The sequence below is a fragment of the Candidatus Erwinia haradaeae genome (assembly GCF_900698995.1).
GTDB classification, from domain to species: domain Bacteria; phylum Pseudomonadota; class Gammaproteobacteria; order Enterobacterales; family Enterobacteriaceae; genus Erwinia_E; species Erwinia_E haradaeae_C.
Genome location: NZ_LR217735.1, coordinates 267301 through 285748 on the forward strand (window position 1 = coordinate 267301; position 18448 = coordinate 285748).

Annotated in this window: 9 protein-coding genes and 1 pseudogene; 5 read left to right on the plus strand and 5 right to left on the minus strand. The window is 30.4% G+C overall.

Annotated features, from left to right (window positions below; all coding sequences use genetic code 11):
• Window positions 1-784: 784 nt before the first annotated feature.
• From murJ to ERCISPPA3004_RS00815, 3 genes are all read left to right on the plus strand, one after another.
• Entirely contained in the window at window positions 785-2329 is a 1545-nt protein-coding gene (gene murJ / locus ERCISPPA3004_RS00805; protein ID WP_157990243.1) for a murein biosynthesis integral membrane protein MurJ, read from the plus strand.
• Between the two features lie 583 nt (window positions 2330-2912).
• Window positions 2913-3530, plus strand: coding sequence for an outer membrane lipoprotein periplasmic chaperone LolA (gene lolA / locus ERCISPPA3004_RS00810; protein ID WP_157990244.1), 618 nt, complete (start codon window positions 2913-2915; stop codon window positions 3528-3530).
• 679 nt (window positions 3531-4209) lie between these two features.
• Complete coding sequence (locus ERCISPPA3004_RS00815; protein ID WP_157990245.1) at window positions 4210-5946, plus strand: proline--tRNA ligase; 1737 nt, start codon at window positions 4210-4212, stop codon at window positions 5944-5946.
• Between the two features lie 340 nt (window positions 5947-6286).
• Here ERCISPPA3004_RS00815 and ERCISPPA3004_RS00820 read toward each other — a convergent pair whose 3' ends face one another.
• The 3 genes and pseudogenes from ERCISPPA3004_RS00820 to clpP form a co-directional block, all read right to left on the minus strand.
• Window positions 6287-6961, minus strand: a complete 675-nt coding sequence (locus tag ERCISPPA3004_RS00820; protein ID WP_157990246.1) for a DedA family protein — start codon at window positions 6959-6961, stop codon at window positions 6287-6289.
• A gap of 817 nt (window positions 6962-7778) precedes the next feature.
• A pseudogene (gene clpX, locus ERCISPPA3004_RS00825) lies at window positions 7779-9044 on the minus strand (ATP-dependent protease ATP-binding subunit ClpX); the annotation flags it as partial.
• Window positions 9045-9197: 153 nt separating this feature from the next.
• Window positions 9198-9821 carry an ATP-dependent Clp endopeptidase proteolytic subunit ClpP gene (clpP, locus tag ERCISPPA3004_RS00830; RefSeq protein ID WP_157990248.1) on the minus strand — a complete coding sequence of 208 codons (624 nt, stop codon included), beginning with the start codon at window positions 9819-9821 and terminating at the stop codon, window positions 9198-9200.
• Between the two features lie 1233 nt (window positions 9822-11054).
• Here clpP and ubiA point away from each other — a divergent pair.
• Complete coding sequence (gene ubiA, locus ERCISPPA3004_RS00835) at window positions 11055-11927, plus strand: 4-hydroxybenzoate octaprenyltransferase (protein WP_157990249.1); 873 nt, start codon at window positions 11055-11057, stop codon at window positions 11925-11927.
• Window positions 11928-12464: 537 nt separating this feature from the next.
• Here ubiA and ERCISPPA3004_RS00840 read toward each other — a convergent pair.
• Both ERCISPPA3004_RS00840 and ERCISPPA3004_RS00845 read right to left on the minus strand, forming a co-directional pair.
• Window positions 12465-13574: a glycosyltransferase gene (locus ERCISPPA3004_RS00840; RefSeq protein ID WP_157990250.1), complete on the minus strand. Its 1110-nt coding sequence runs from the start codon at window positions 13572-13574 to the stop codon at window positions 12465-12467.
• A 13-nt stretch (window positions 13575-13587) separates the two neighbouring features.
• The gene (locus ERCISPPA3004_RS00845) at window positions 13588-14718 is read right to left on the minus strand and encodes a glycosyltransferase family 4 protein (protein ID WP_157990251.1); all 1131 of its coding nucleotides are present in this window, start codon (window positions 14716-14718) and stop codon (window positions 13588-13590) included.
• A 1304-nt stretch (window positions 14719-16022) separates the two neighbouring features.
• On the opposite strand from ERCISPPA3004_RS00845, the gene pgm reads away from it, so the two are divergent.
• Entirely contained in the window at window positions 16023-17666 is a 1644-nt protein-coding gene (gene pgm / locus ERCISPPA3004_RS00850) for a phosphoglucomutase (alpha-D-glucose-1,6-bisphosphate-dependent) (protein ID WP_157990252.1), read from the plus strand.
• The last annotated feature ends 782 nt before the right edge of the window (window positions 17667-18448 follow it).

Sequence of the window (18448 nt, forward strand, 5' to 3'; positions counted from 1 at the left end):
ATTTTTATGATTATAAATGTATGTATTATATATAAGAACTTATATATTATATATTATAATTAGAATAATATGTTAGAGATTATATATTAATATATTTTATAATTACATCTCACAATGAATTTTTGTATTTTTATCAAAATAATGATTATCTGTGAAAAATATGATATGTGTGTTTTATTTAGTAAACATCACATAGTTAATGTACATCATAGAATGATTTTATAATTAGTATTATAATCCTATTATAGGTGATACAGGTAATGGACATAGCTCTTATAGAGCTGAACTTATATGTATTTTGAGTATAGTAGAGGCATATTAGTAGTAATAATAGAGATTATAGAGATTATGAGATAGGTGAAACCCCGATAGGGATTCTATTAAGATTGTATAGTTAGTGTAATTTTTTAAATATGTAGATATTACTTAAACATAACGACTATCACCGAAGATTATAGAATTGAGATATTACTTTGATAGTTATGGATATTCGTTAATTGCTCTATAATTATAATACAGATTAAATTACACAAGAGTTAATGAGATATGTTATTAACATATCTTATCATTTTAGACTCAAGATGAGTATCTTGCATATCTATTTTATATTAGAAAATAGCATCCAAGTATTATATTATTCCTATTTAAAATAGCTCTGACTATATATAATCAATGTTTTAATATTATAACAGCTTCGGTTTATCCTACGATAGTTATCACTAATGCAGTTTTTAGTATATTAATTAATAGGCTAGATTATTTAAATGCTGAAAGCAGGACATACATGAATCCTTTAAAATCATTAGCAGCAGTTAGTTTTGTAACTTTGTGTTCACGGATTTTAGGTTTTTCGCGCGATTCTCTTATAGCTTATATTTTTGGTTCAGGTATGGTTACTGATTCTTTTTTTGTTGCTTTTAAGTTACCTAATCTATTGCGTCGTATATTTGCTGAAGGTGCGTTTTCTCAGGCTTTTGTTCCGATGTTAATTGAGCATAAGAACCAAAAAAATATAGAGTCTACGAAAATTTTTATACAATATGCATCTGGTCTTCTTATATCAACGCTATCATTAGTGAGCTTATTTGGAATTTTTATAGCACCTTGGTTTATTATTGTCACTGCACCTGGTTTTTCTGATGATATAGAGCACTGCAGCATGACATTATCACTGATTCGTATTATATTTCCTTATATATTATTTATTTCCTTGGCGTCATTAGCTGGATCCATTCTTAACACGTGGAATTCTTTTATAGTACCCGCTCTATCGCCTATATTTCTTAATTTTAGTATGATTAGTTTTTTATTGCTTGCGACTCCGTACTTTCATCCACCTATTATAGCACTTGCATGGGCCGTATTGGTTGGTGGCATTCTTCAATTTTTGTATCAATTACCTTTTTTAAAAAAATTGGGATTATTAGTTTTACCACGCTTTGATGTACACAATCATGCTATGCGACGACTTTTTTATCAAATAACATTAGGAATTATTGGTGTTTCAGTTAGTCAACTGTCTTTAATGATTAATACAATTCTAGCTTCTTTTTTAGAAATAGGTTCTGTTTCATGGATATATTATGCTGACCGATTGATGGAATTCCCTATCGGAGTGCTTGGCGTTGCACTAGGAACTATTCTTTTGCCAGCTTTATCTAAAAGCGTCATGCTTGGTCAGAAAGAGCTATATTCACAGATAATGGATTGGGGATTACGTCTCTGTTTTCTTTTAGCTGTACCTAGCTCTGTTGCACTTTGTATTTTAGCTAAGCCACTTACTATTGTTTTATTTCAATATGGTAAGTTTACATCCTTTGATGTAATTATGACGCAGCGTTCTTTGATAGCCTATTCAGTAGGTTTAGTAGGGTTAATTGTCATGAAAGTCTTAGCGCCAGGTTTTTATGCTAGGCAGGATATGCATACTCCATTTAAAATTGCCATATTAACGCTTATAGTAACGCAGGTTATGAATTTAGCTTTTATTGGTCCTCTAAAGCATGCTGGTTTATCGCTATCCATTGGATTATCTGCTTGCCTTAATACCGGACTGCTTTATTGGCAATTACTTAAAAAGCGATTTTTTGTACCAAATCCAGGATGGATGAAGTTTTTTATACGTTTATTGGTTGCTGTTCTCGTTATGGGTATAGTCTTATTTGAAGTATCTAATATGGTTCAGGACTGGACTATAGGAAATATGCCAGAGAGATTATTAAGATTAGTAGTTGTATGTTGTATTGGTATTAGTGTTTATTTTTTGATGTTATTAATCGTGGGTTTTCGCAAACGTGATTTTTCTCCATATAACGTAGATTTATTATAGAAAACTATACTATGGTTTAAAAAATAACTAGGTAAGTGGTTACTAATAATTGTAGATAATTTATATATTTTATGTGTTGACTAGATTAAGAGAAGCAGGGTTATGTGCGAAAAATAATTTATTAATTTTTTGAACAAAGCTTTTAATAGTACATTGGATAATGACTAATTTTTATATAAATCAAGAGAGAAATATGTAACTAGTGTTAATAGTTATCTATAAGATTAGGTAGCAGCACTAGATAATTAATCTCTTCATCTTGCAGTTTTTTTCCTATATGTAGATAATATGTACTGATATTTTTTTTGAGTGAATTAAGTGGATAGGGTAGTAAATTTTAGCCATTCATGAGATCTTCCTGCAGTATAGGTTAATTGATGATATTCTAAATTATGAAAAATTATAAGAATTATTTTTAGATGATTAATTTTTTCTTAGGTTAATTGGGTTTTGAATAGTTTTAATGCAATTGTTAGTATGTTAATTTAATGCAGAGTAAGATAAAATGTTTAATATTATAAGGATCGCATCCTGCAGTAGTGCATGCATTAAGAGTTATAGTTTTATTGATAAAAGCTAAAAAATGATCAATAAAATATTGATTTTTATTTGTTTATTAATAATACCTTGTTTTTCTAGTGGCATTCAGCATGATGTAGTCACTACTTTGCAAAAGCGTCTTGAGAAAAATAAAAGCTTTCAGGCTGAGTTTCATCAAAAGGTAATTGACAAAAATAATATTTTGATTCAAGAAGGCTATGGTTATATATGGCTACATCGACCGAATCAGTTGTATTGGAAGATGCTTTACCCTGATCAAAGTGATTTCATATCAGATGGGAATACATTATGGATTTATAATCCATCCATAAAACAGGTTAGTATCTATTGTATGAAAAATATTCTTCAAGATACTCCATTCATGCTAGTGATATGTAATAAGCCAAATGACTGGAAACAATATCATTTACTGCAGAAAGGTGATAAGTTTATTTTTACTCCTAAAGAATTATATAGTAATATTAAAAAATATACTATAAATGTCTTAAATAATGGAAATATTAATCAGTTTAGTATCTTTGAAAAAGACGGGGTATGTATTCGTTATATTTTATCTAAACAGAATTCCATTCCCATTAATCCTAAAAAATTTCAATTTAGTATACCTTTAGGAGTTACAATAGACGATCATCAAAAATAGATTATCAAGATAAGAATTCTATATATTCAATGCTTATTTGATTATCAAATTCTTATTTAAAACAAGAAGAGTTATTGATGTATAGGAGTAATTATTGATATGTTTAGAAATGATAGGTGAGTGATTTTATTAGTAAAAGTTACGTCACTAAATTAATGGTTAATAACCATTAAGCATTATGAATAGAGTGTGTTATATTTTATCGCTTTAAGATGCTGATTAAATTTACAAAAAACACATTTGTGAGAGATACTTAGGTTATATTTTATATACGTAATATTATTAAGTCTTTTTAACTTTAGACGATAGTTATAAATGAAAGAGCAACAGTAACAGTTTTTTGATATCGCAAAGAGTTTAAAGTGGCTTTTTCATGTAACACAGTACAATGGTATATCAAAATATAGCTTCCATTATATATATTATAAATATTAATATCTTAACATTTATAATATTATTATTTTTAATTAACAATATTATAAATGTAGACGTAAAACTGACTGCGCTATTTAAATTAAAATATTTTTATTTTAATTTAACAGTAATATATAATGTTAAAAGTGCTGTAGATGATATTTATATGAACATAATATATGATATGGTATCATTTTTATATGATATATAATATTAGCTTTTGATAGCTCTAGAGCCGATTAACTCACGTGAATCTATAAAATCCATGCGTACTACTCAATATATGCTTGCTACTCTAAAAGAAAAGCCTTCTAGCGCTGAAACAATCAGTCATCAACTTATGCTACGCGCTGGGATGATACGCCAATTAGCATCAGGACTATATACTTGGCTACCAACTGGGTTGAGGGTAGTACAAAAAGTCAAAGCTATTGTACGAGCAGAAATGCAACGTATTGGTTTTTTAGAAATATCTATGCCAGTTGTGCAGCCAGCTAGTTTATGGCAGGAAAGTGGGCGCTGGGAGCAGTATGGATCTGAATTGCTCAAATTATCTGACCGGAATTGTCGTTCTTTTGTTATTGGACCAACACATGAAGAAGTTATTACTGATTTGATTCGTAACGAGATTACCTCTTATAAGCAATTGCCTGTAAAACTTTTCCAGATTCAAACAAAATTTCGTGATGAGGTGCGACCACGATTTGGTGTTATACGCTCTAGGGAATTTCTTATGAAGGATGGTTATTCTTTTCATGAAACACAGGAATCTTTACAGGAAACTTATTCTATTGTATATAAAGCGTACAGTAATATCTTACAAAAAATGGATTTAAATTTTTGTATTGTAGAAGCAGATACTGGATCTATTGGTGGTTATATTTCTCATGAATTTCAAGTCTTAGCGCCAAGCGGAGATAATATTATTGCATATTCTACAGAATCTACATATGCAGCAAATTTAGAAGTAGCTGAGGCGTTTCCTCCAAGTGATGTCTGGCAACCCGGTATACAAAAAAAAGCAAAATTTTCGACACCAAATATCACTACTATTCAGGATTTGTCTGAGAAGTGCAATATTCCAATAAAAAAAATAGTGAAAACATTAGTAGTAAAAGCAAATACAGAAAGCTCTAGCGAATTAGTTGCTCTTTTAGTGAGAGGAGATCATGTACTTAATAAAATTAAAGCAGAAAAGATTGATATCATAGCTTCTCCATTACACCTTCTTGGTGATCAAGAAATTCGTCAATATTATCAAGCTGGACTTGAGTCACTAGGGCCAGTTGGTCTTAATATACCTATTATAGCTGACCGCAGTGTTTCTGCGATGAGTGATTTTATCGTTGGTGCAAATATTGATGGTCAATATTTTATGGGTATTAATTGGGGGCGCGACCTACCATTTCCACGCATTGAAGATATTCGCAATGTAGTAGAAGGTGATGTGAGCTCTGACGGTAAAGGTACATTATTAATTAAACGGGGGATTGAGGTTGGTCATATTTTTCAGTTAGGCACAAAATATTCTAAAGCTCTTAAAGCTATTGTGCAAACCTCAAATAGATGCAGTAAGATTATTAAAATGGGCTGTTATGGTATTGGAATTAGCCGTATTATTGCCGCTTCGATCGAGCAGAATCATGATGAGCGTGGTATTATATGGTCATCAGTATTGGCGCCATTTCAAGTAGCCATATTACCAATTAATATACAGAAGTCGTCTCACGTAAGATCTTCATCTGAAGATCTTTATTGGCGGTTATTAGCTGAAGGTATTGATGTGATTTTAGATGATAGAGCAGAGAGATTGGGCGTAATGTTTTCAGATATGGAACTTATTGGGGTTCCGCATATTTTAATAATAAGCGAGCGTAATCTCCAAAATAAAGAAATTGAGTATCAATCTAGAGCACTGAATCAAAAAAGGATATTTAAAATTAGCGACATTATCTTCTATCTTAAGTCAGAACTTCATGATTCTAGATTGAATCTTAATTAATAAGAAATCCTGCTAGACTAGTGATCAGAGATAGATGTAAAATTGTAAAATAGTACTTTAATGGATTAATTTTGATGCGTTTTAGAAAAGATAATGTATGCGCAGGATGCGAATATTATATTTCTTTTATTTTTTTTGAATATGAGCATTTCATGAGATAGATTAGAGTGTCTTATGTTTATAAGGACCATTTACTAATATGTTAAGCCGGTTTGTTAATGATTTAAAAACAAATATAATATCATCATAAGTGTATCTTAAGACGATATAGCAATTTGGTTTTTGTAAAGTATTTCAGATAAAATGTTATGAAAAGTTCATATTGTTATTATAATAAAAACTATAAGTGAGTAGTCTTATTTTTTTGATGTGTTTTTTTATATAAGAAGTATAGTGTACTTATCAAACCGCATAGCATTAGACATATTGGTAGCAATATTAAACATAGCGTAAATTGAGGTTCGTAATAAATAAAAATTGGTGTTCTGCCAAATAAAAAACCTACCATAATTAATACCAGTACCCAAAGAAAAGCACTGGTCCAATTAAATAATTGAAATTTTACATTATCTAAACTAGAAAGTCCTGCAATAGTTGGCAATAAGGTACGAACAAAAGCAATAAAACGACTAATCAATAATGCCGACATGCCATATTGTTGAAACAATTTTTCTGCTTTTTTGTGATAATGTAATGGAAGATATAATAACCATTTCTGCACTCTCAGTGTATTTCCTAACCACTTACCTTGTACATAGCTTACCCAACAACCAAGAGCAGCAGCAATTGTTAAAACGCATAATATAAGTATGCCATTGATAACTCCTTTAGCCACTAAGATACCAACTAGTACTAAAAGACTATCGCCTGGTAAAAAAGATGTTGGCAATAAAGCATTTTCTAAAAATAAAATTAAAAAGAATATACAATATAATGATAAGACAAGAGATGGATCTGTAAGTGCAGTATAGTTATGTTGCCACAAGGCTTGAGACAGAAATTTTAAAATATCCATTATTGTAGTATCTCAGATATGATCTAATAGTTATTGCTACATTTAGCCTGCATATTAAGATTAGATTTTCTCTTATAAAGATTTTTGATAGAGAAAAATTTTAAACAATTGCCTGGACCTATCAGATAATTTGTTAGTGCTTCTAATGTATTGTATCATCACTGATGTAGAATAATCTTTACTTATTTGGATTAAAGTTTATTAAAGCGATCATATTTAATGACGTTCAGAACATAAGGTCTTTAATATGTAATCATTAGGGTATATCAGCATCTCTTGCATTACATGGTCTGTGTGAAATTAATAGATATTATGCTATATTTTAAAGAGGAGTCTGATTAGAATGCATATCTTTACGTTTTTTTCCAAAGAGAAAAATATATATACTCATATTTTTAATTAATCTGAGAGTAATATTTTGTTTTTAACTCGGAAGATTATAAACATACTAATTTATTCATGAAGGTTAGCAATATATGAAAAATCCTTTGAATAATTTTATATAGCATAGATAGGTGCAGTCTATGGATAATATTTTTATCAGCAAACTGCAGAGGTGTATGCTTGTTTACCAGTTTTAATATACCGCATTCATTACTGTAATATTCATATAAGGCCTAAGTGTTACTAGAATCTAGTGATAAACGAGACACTTCACATTAAGTAGTATTTAGTAATAATTTCAAATATAAAGTAATTTTACAAACCATTGCTATCCATTTAGTATTAAAAATTAATTTTTGTCATTCTCAAGAATATAATGAGATGTCTTTGAGCTCTCTATGGGTAATAAAGGGTTTGTTGTTAATAAATTGTCTGAATTTTGCATAGGTTCTTTTTTTCTATAGATTTTGATTGGTTCATTTTCTCCAGTAATGACCGATTTATTAATAATAACTTTTTGGATGTTATGTATCGAAGGTAATTCATACATCGTATTTAATAGGATGTTTTCTATGATAGATCGCAATCCTCTAGCGCCAGTTTTTCGTCGTATTGCTTGATATGCAATTTCTTTTAGTGCCTCTTTTTGAAACTCTAGCTCTACGCTTTCTAAACTAAATAAAGCTTGATATTGTTTTGTTAGTGCATTCTTTGGTTCATGTAAAATTTGAATTAACTCTATTTCATCTAGTTCACTAAGTGTTGCAAGTACCGGCAAGCGTCCAATAAATTCAGGAATCATCCCAAATTTAATTAGATCTTCTGGCTCAACTTGAGATAAAATATTATTTTTTTCTGTTTTATGTGACTGGCTGCTCAATAATGCACTAAAACCAATCCCAACTCCATTATCTACTCGTTGTGAAATCACTTTATCAAGTCCAGAAAATGCTCCTCCGCAAATAAATAAAATTTTAGAAGTATCTACCTGAAGAAATTCTTGCTGTGGGTGTTTTCGTCCACCTTGAGGCGGAACTGAGGCTATCGTTCCCTCAATAAGCTTAAGTAAAGCTTGTTGTACGCCTTCACCGGAGACATCCCTCGTAATAGATGGATTATCTGATTTACGTGAGATTTTATCGATTTCATCAATATAGACAATACCCCGTTGAGCTTTTTGTATATTGTAATCACATTTTTGCAGAAGTTTTTGAATAATGTTTTCTACATCCTCACCAACATACCCTGCTTCAGTAAGAGTTGTAGCATCTGCCATGGTGCATGGAACATCCAGGAGACGAGCCATGCTTTCAGCTAGAAGAGTTTTACCGCTTCCTGTTGGCCCAATTAATAAAATATTACTTTTCCCTAGTTCAATAACATTACCAGCATCGCTGTTATGTAAGCGTTTATAATGGTTATAAACAGCCACTGATAGTACTTTTTTCGCTTGACTCTGCCCTATCACGTATTCGTCCAAATGAGTGCGAATCTCTTTTGGAGTGGGCAAAGAACTACAATTAGCAGGAGGCGTCACTTCCTGACTCTCCTTGCGAATAATGTCGTTACATAAATTCACACATTCATCACAGACACACACTGATGGTCCAGCAATTAATTTGCGAACTTTATACTGGCTTTTACCGCAAAAAGAGCAGTAGAGGATCTGCCCTGAACCGTCTTTGCGCTGATCTGTCATTTACTTCCCTCTCATTTTTATAATAATGTTGACTGTTCCCAATAGAGTAAATAAAATTAAACTTTTACTTTTATTATCACATATATCGATAAGTCGTACATTATGTAACATCACTTTTTGCTGATTTTGTTGTTATTAAGATGAAGTAGTTAATTAATCACGCTTAAAAAAAATAGCATCTACCAATCCATATTCTACAGATTCTTTTGCTGATAAAAAACGATCTCGATTAGTATCCTGCTCAATGGTTTTAATGGTTTGACCGGTGTGCTTAGACATAAGTTGATTCATAATGTTTTTAGTTTTAATAATTTCACGTGCATGAATATCGATATCAGAAGCTTGACCTTGAAATCCACCTAGAGGTTGATGGATCATTATACGTGCCTGAGCTAAACAATAGCGCTTACCCTTTGTACCTGCAGCTAACAAAAACGCTCCCATGGAACATGCTTGCCCCATGCAGATTGTATTAATATCTGGCTTAACAAACTGCATAGTGTCATAAATAGACATACCAGAAGTAATTACCCCACCCGGAGAATTAATATAAAGATGAATATCTTTTTCTGGGTTATCAGCCTCTAAAAATAAGATCTGAGCTACAATCAAATTAGCCATATGGTCTTCAATTAGTCCAGTTAAAAAAATAATACGTTCTTTAAGCAGACGGGAATAGATATCATATGAACGCTCTCCCCGTGAAGTATGTTCAATTACCATAGGAACTAATGTTATATTCGATTGATTTATCTTATTGTTATTACTATATACCATTTTTATCTCCTAGTAAAATGCTTGCTCTATAATGAGGTTACTTGAGAGTATTTTAGTATATTTTAGTTTTGATTGATCATTTTGTGTTAGTTGTATGTTATCTCAATTATATGGGATATATATTATATATGATATAGAATAGAATGTACTTAGTATAAAATTATTTATTATATGGATTTTTTTCTAGTATATTCAAGAATCAGCTGATTGTAATTAATATTGTAATATACTGATAAAAGCCATTCTTAACTATAAAAATAATTTCCTAAAACCTAGGTGTAATAAAATGCAATTAACTAGTAAATTTTGTAATATAATTATCACTATCATATTATTACTTATATGATTTATATCATTACCGATAATTATTGCCTAATATTAGGTTAATCTGTTAATCTAGAGATCCGTTCTAATATTAAGAAGATACATGACTTCATTATTTTATTTTTTAAAATTTCAACAATGTTACCACTAGATTTAATTAATTTAGAGATACTCGTTAAGTAACAACTCTCATTATGCTAGCATCTGTATTCTGCAGAGTCTAGTTAGTTACATATTTAAAATTATCTGATAGTATTAATGTTCTGTTTTTTAGAAAAAAAAATTACAATATAGCAGTATAGATTAATAACAATTGATCATATATCTATGATATATGATATTAATATTAGTAGTGTAATATTAAATTATTACAAATTTCTAACATTTCGTGGTAATTGAAAGGTGTACTATAAATAATATTAAAAATATTTTATAATTTAATTTTATAATGCAGAATAATTAGTGTGATAAACATATTTACGAGTGAGTAATTAAGAGTTAATGTTTTTATTTAAAATATAATAACTTTCTTCAAAGATAATTAATAATTATTATATTATAATAAAAGGAACATTACAAGAAATTATTATGGTTTTTAAAAGTAATTTATGTTTTGACAGATTACATTTTAATTATTTTCACTAATATAATAATTAATATTATATTGAATTTTACAACAATGATCAATAATATTTTAAAATATTATATGTAGCGTATTGTGTCTATAATTTTTTAGATTTCAAAATTCTCAGCTTACTCTAAAACAATAACTAACTCTAAAACAATAACTATAAAAATACTCTTTGAAGGTATATCAATGTATGTTAATTGTATCTGAATAATTCTTTATTACTGTTTATAAGTTTTTTTATTTATCTTTTGATAGAGAATCTCACAGGAGAATATTATATGGTTGACATATTACTAATGCGTAATCTGGTAACCTATTGTCAGTTAATGCGCATTAACCAACCCGGTGGTTTGTTTTTGCTATTATGGCCTACTTTGTGGGCATTATGGCTTTCCGGTATGTCAGCTCCGCCACTTAAAGTTTTATTTTTGTTTACACTTGGGGTCTGTTGTATGCGCTCGGCAGGTTGCGTAATTAATGATGTCATTGATCGAAATATTGATGTCTATGTTCAGCGCACAAAAAGTCGACCATTACCTGGTCGAAAAATTTCTACTCAAAAGGCAAAACTATTGCATGTAAGTTTACTATTTATTTCTTGTTTGATTGTGTTAAACATGAGCATGACAACAATCTTATTTTCTATATTAGGATTAGTTTTAACTTGGGTTTATCCCTTTATGAAACGATATACTTATTTTCCGCAGGTATTTTTAGGTATTTCGTTTAGTTTATCCATCCCGATGGCTTGGATGGAAATAAGTAATAAATTACCTATTACTTGTTGGTTGCTATTTTTCGGAAATTTTTTTTGGGTAGTGTCTTATGATACACAATATGCAATGGCCGATCGTTCGGATGACTTAAAAATAGGTATTAAATCTACTGCAATTTTATTTAATTGTCATGATAGGATTATTATTGTTTTTTTACAATTATTATCGTTAATGTTTCTAACATCGGTTGGCTTGAAGTTAGTCTTGCATCCAATTTTTTACTTTGCAATTTTAGGAGCATTGATATTATTTATTTATCAACAGTTTTTGATCGCGGATCGTCAGGCAGATCGCTGTTTTAAGGCGTTTTCGAAAAATAATTGGGTTGGTTTAATTATATTTGTCGGTATAGTGCTTAGTACATCCTCCTTTTGATAGAAATGATTTGTGTATTTTCAATCCATTTACCTCTCATATATCATATCATCTGATTGCCATTATATTTTATTTATAATAATATGATGAATATTTTATGTATTAGTAAAAAATATATAGAAATATATCAAAAGTAGTGTAATACTATAATAATATTGTTACTATTATGCGGAACAAAAATTATCGCATCATAGTAAATATATCACGGCCTTGATCGTAAGATTGACGCAGGAAATATGAAATTTGAATATGATTTAAATATCACACTAATTACACTGCATAATGTATCTTTTTGAGGGTATATGTAAAAAGGATGTTATTATATATATAAAATATAAATTTATTATTTTTTGCGTGCCATATAGATGAAAATTCTTGCGTATAATTGGGTATAATTTTTTATATATTTATTATTATTTTTTCCTGTTTATTAATCCATTACTATCTATTAATCATGAATTATTGAAAGTATCATACAATATTGTATATAACAATGATTGTTTAATTTGTGGTACATTATTTATATTTGCAGATTTTTTAAGCGTGTATCGCAAGCCTTAAATATTGTTGACAAATACTTTTACAATCATAAATTTTTAAGTGTTTGTGATCAATCGGATTAGGTGGAGAGTCATAGATTTTGACCATTTTTTTTGCTAAAGAATCACTGTTTAAATCTGTTAAAACATCTCCTATGCCAGCATTTTCCAGAATTTCAACTGGACCGCCTGGACACCGGGTGCTTACTACTGGCGTTCCACAGAGTAAGGCTTCTATTAGAACATTACCAAAACCTTCACTATCTGAACTAAGAATCAACATTTTTGCATGTTTTATCAGAGGATATGGGTTGCTTTGAAAACCTACAAAAATCAACCGTTCTGTAATTTTTAGTTTTTCTGCTAATTTTTTTATTACATCAATTTGTTGCAGACTTCCAGAACCTGCTAGCACCAATTTAGCTTGAATACCTGATTTTGCATAGGCAGAGAGCAGACGATCGTGACGCTTATGAGAATGGAAACGACCTACATGGATAAGGTATGGTGTTTTTGGTAAATTAAATTTTTTATCTGCTTGCGTAAGGATATGTTTAATCTGCAAGGGATTATTAATAATAACTAATCTACTAGGCTGGACAGAAAGATCGATGGTTAAGTCTTTTGCTACAGCACTGGATACAGATACAATATTTTTATTAGTATAGATTTTAGTAATTGTTCTCTTTTTCCACCAAAGATCTAGAGTATGACGATGCTCAAGATGAGAAATGGATAACATTCCGTGAATGCAAAACCATATTTTCTCTACAGACTCCAAATGAGCTTGAGAGACGATACGGTCAGTATTATGCAAATGGGAAAAAATTAGATTATATTTACCTTGTTTCTTTTCATTGATCTTAATGAGTTGACTGAGCGCATCAGCAAAGTGAGAACGCTTTATAAATTTTTTATAGAATGATCTATACTTTAACCTATCAAGTACCTGATAATTAACGCCATTAGGTAGCGGATATTGACAGATATTACGTAATGATAGCAGTTGTATTTTGTGCCCTAGTTGATGCATCTCCTGACAGAGAGTAATCACAACTTTTTCAGCCCCTCCGCCAGGCAGTCCATCAATAATCATTAATATACGCATGATTTTAATCAACTTAATGAAGAATTTTTTTATAAAGAGATAAAAGTTGTTGGGATAGGTGCTGATAGGATAGATGTTTCACTTGTGAGCGTGCATATTTACTAGCTGAACTATTAAACGTCCATGAAGGTAGCGCCATGATAGCATCTGCTATAGACTTAATATCCATTGCATCGCAAATATAGCCATTTTTACCTGGTAAGATAAATTCACTCCCTCCGCAAGTAGTAGAGGTAATAATTGGTAAACCGCAAGCCATTGCCTCTAAAATAACATTAGGGCATGGATCATATAAAGTCGGAAGAAGCAATCCATCAGCCGCCTGATACCATAGAGACATATTAATCTGTACACCAACAAAAATTACGCGATTAAAACAAGAAAGATCTTTAGCTATATTATGGTATTTTTTTTCTGCTTTGTCTCGTCCCACTACTATAAGGTAATAATGAGTTTTAGATATTGCATAAATAGCTGATTTGAGTCCTTTACGTTCAAAACCAGAGCCAACATAGATTAGAAGCGAAGCTTTTAATGGTAAAGAAAATAGTTTTCTGATCTTGAGACGTTGAAGCTCATCGGCCGGAAAAAATTCTTTTATATTAACTGCATTATAAATAACGTGAATTTTATTTTTATCTAAACCAAATTGATCTGAAATTTCTTTTTGAACCATACGTGAATTACATATAACTGCTTTGAGTTCTGGAGCTTGATACGTTAGTTGTTCCGCTTTGATTACATAACGATGGTAGGGACTTAGGAATAATAGTTTTTGATGCCATTTTGGAAGAACACGGCTGCGTTGTTCTAGCCAGATTTGGTGTACACCATCCCCCGCTCGATATATATCGCACCCCGCAATACGCTCATGACTCTGTACAATATTAAAGTTTTCGCGTTGCCAAATTGCACGTGCGGCACTAGCAAATCTATGTTCACGGCTAATTCTATTCCATTGCATAGGATCGCATTTATGTAGAGTTAAGCGTTCTTTTTGTTTGTACTTCCACTTACGGGCAATAATATTTAGCTCAATGGTTCCTAATAATGCTAGAGCTTCTAGCGTATAAGAAATAAATTTCTCTGCTCCTCCATCTGGGCGATATTTTTGTCGGACGATTACAAATCGCATGGTATCCATGATAGAAGATCCTACGTATTTATGATATTTAATATAATTAGACCAATATTAACCTGATAAGATATTTATATCCGTATTTATTTATGTCATGTTTATATATTGAAATATATGATAATAAAAGAGTAAATTTTATTTATGTGATTATTAATATTAAGGAATATTAAAGTTAGTTTAATAGGTAATACTATTTCAGTTATATGATTTAAAAATTTTCAGACCTTAATGTCTTAATAAAATATATTAGTATAGAGTTATTTGAATAAAAAATTTTAATACAAGATTTAATATATACAATACGTGACATAATAGAGTATATAATCAATATAGCAAGACTAAAATATTCGTATTAGTTAATAGTGTAGGTGAATTGTACTAAAACATTTTGTATCTTGAGAGTTGGAACAAAATGTATAAATCGTGATTCACGCACAGGATTATATACCAGAATATATATAATATAACTAATTACGAACTGTGTTGTTAGATTTTTAATCTTACTTTTTTAAAACTTACCTTATATTAAGATTGATTAAATAATTAAAATATTATAATTTTCTATGTAACGTTACTAACTGAATAATGTTAGTTAGTCGTCACGAAATAGATAAAGATATTTTAAAAGAGTATGATAATAATGAAAGTAATTATGGCTTAATATAAGTAGTGTCATGTTTTTCTGGATAAAAATAGTAATATTTTCTTTAATATGAATAATTATGTTTTTATCTGCATCTTTTAAAATCAAACTACTTCTAGTTATTATTATAAAATTATATTTTAATAGAGATTAAATTATTTTTATATCTACCATTGTATACTGGTGAATCTATTATAAATGCATAATTTGAAAAGTTTTTTCAAAGATAGATAACCATAATTATTACTTATTACTCGTTAAGTTGATTCAACTTATGCAGTAGACAATATTATAATATTAGTACACATAATATAAAAATTTTTAAAATTAAGAGAGGATTTGTTTCGCTTTCTGTCATTTGAATTAAAAAATTTAGGCTATCATATTCAGCATAAGGTCTATAAAAATTTATAAAAGTAACAAATTATCTTTTTTGAGGAGATAGAGTTGTAAAATAAGTGTTTTCTAGTTATTGCTAGAGAAGTTTTTTATTTTTAAAAGACTAATTTACTTATTGGATACGTTATAATCATAGGTACAGTAGACTGTTATGGGATAGTTTTAGCTTAGCTGGAGTGAGATATATATTTATATGCAATATTTTATGTGATTCTATTGCAACAGATAGATCATTCTTTAGCGTTTATATTTAAAGGAGGTGAGTTTTATGCGGTATCACTCCAGGGCTGGAAAACTTGCCCAGAAGAGTGATTTAGTTAATGTGGCGAGATTGACTTCTCAGTATTATGCGCTTAGCCCAAAGAAAGATCATATTGAGCATGAGGTTAAATTTGGCACTTCAGGGCATCGTGGTAGTTCTATGGATTATAATTTTAATGAAACACATATTTTAGCGATTACACAAGCTATTGCAGAAGAACGAGAAAAAAATGGCATAACTGGTCCATTATTTGTAGGGAAAGACACTCATGCATTATCAGAACCAGCAATGTTATCTGTATTAGAGGTTTTATCTGCAAATAAAATACCAGTGATTATTCAAAAAGAGAATGGTTATACACCAACACCTGCAATTTCTTATGCTATTATTCAGCACAATAAACACAGTGGCCCAAAAGCAGATGGTATTATCATTACAGCTTCTCATAACCCGCCGGAAGATGGTGGAATTAAGTATAATTTACCTAATGGTGGCCCAGCAAATAATCATTGTACTAAAATTCTAGAAACTCGCGCTAATGAGTTAATTCGTGGCGAGTTGAAAGGAATAAAAAAAATGACATTAGACAATGCATGGGCTAGTGGTTATTTGACAGAGAAGGATATTATACAGAAATATGTTGAGGATTTATTTTATATTATAGATATTCCAGCAATACAGAGGGCTAAATTAAAAATTGGTATTGACCCTTTAGGTGGTGCAGGTATTGCCTGCTGGGAGCGTATTGCAGATGTCTATCAACTAGATCTCACTATTTTGAATGATTCTGTCGATCAAACCTTTCGTTTTATGCATCTTGATTACGATGGAAAAATTCGTATGGATTGTTCATCACAATTTGCAATGGCTGGTTTGTTAGCATTACGTGATAAATTTGATCTAGCTTTTGCTAATGATCCAGATAATGATCGTCATGGTATTGTCACTCCTGTAGGTTTAATGCATCCTAACCATTATTTAGCAGTGGCCATTCATTATCTATTTAAAAATAGACCAAAATGGGGAGATCAGATTGCGGTAGGAAAAACACTAGTTTCTAGTGTTATTATAGATCGCGTAGTACATGATCTTAGGCGTCCGCTAATAGAAGTACCAGTTGGTTTTAAATGGTTTGCAGATGGTTTATTTGATGGAAGCTTGGGTTTTGGAGGTGAAGAAAGCGCGGGTGCTTCATTTCTTCGTTTTGATGGCACGCCGTGGTCTACTGATAAAGACGGGATCATTATGTGTTTATTAGCAGCAGAGATTACTGCAGTTACTGGAAAAAATCCACAGGAATACTACAATGAGCTTAGTAAACGTTTCGGAAAATCTAGTTACATTCGTATTCAAGCCCCTGCTACACCTAAGCAAAAATTGGCTTTATCAAAAGTATCACCTAGCAGAATTAATAGTGATATTTTAGCGGGAGAGGTTATTATTTCTCGTCACACAGGTCCTTTATTCCAAGAGGAATCTTCTGGAGGTGTAAAAATTATAACAAAAAATGGTTGGTTTGCTTTACGACCATCTGGTACAGAAGATTCGTATAAACTATATTGTGAAAGTCTCATCGGTATAGAGCATTGTAAGACAATAGAGAAAGAGGCTATGCAGCTTGTTCGTTCCATCTTTAAAGATATTTTATAAAAAATGTAAAAATCATTATAATGAGAGATGGTCTTTATGAATTAAAGTCAAGAAGAGCAGCTGCTTCTTTATTGTAATTTATTTATTTGATTGCGTATATTATATAATAAATAAGATTCAGATAATATAAAAAATATAATGGAATAATTGATTTTTTTTATTTTATCATATGTGTTTTTAACAACTAAGATAATTTTATAGAGAGCTAGATGACTAAAAAGTTACAAAAAATTTAAACAGGAGATAGATGCAGCTCTCGACGTGCAATTGAAAGTATGATCATGAATGGAAGTGTGAGTGTTAATAATAAATTGGCTATATTGAGGGGTAGAGCGGCACCACACCATTTACTGAAAATATGTATAGATAATCATGAAGTATAAAATATGGCTTCATTTTTTGCAGTAAAAAGCCGATAATAGTTTATTGCAAAACTAGATGGAGAGTTATGCACTCATTATGACAAAATAAATCGTCAAACTATTTTTGATCGCTTACCAAAGTTAGAGGGTAGTTGCTGAGTGTCGGTTAGGCGTTTAGATATTAATACTGCAGGTTTGCACTATTGACTACCGATGGTGAGTTGGTATACCGTTTGATACATCTTAAGTATTCCGTAGATTGTGAGTATATGTTTTTGGTTTTTTTGGTGGGGTAATTAATGATAAAAATTTAAGTTTGCGCATTCTAGTATCAGTCTAGGAGATAAATCTGTAAGATATAAAGTATATAAAGCCTTTAGAGTTATTTGTGAAAATGACATCAATTTTTGGTATAAAATG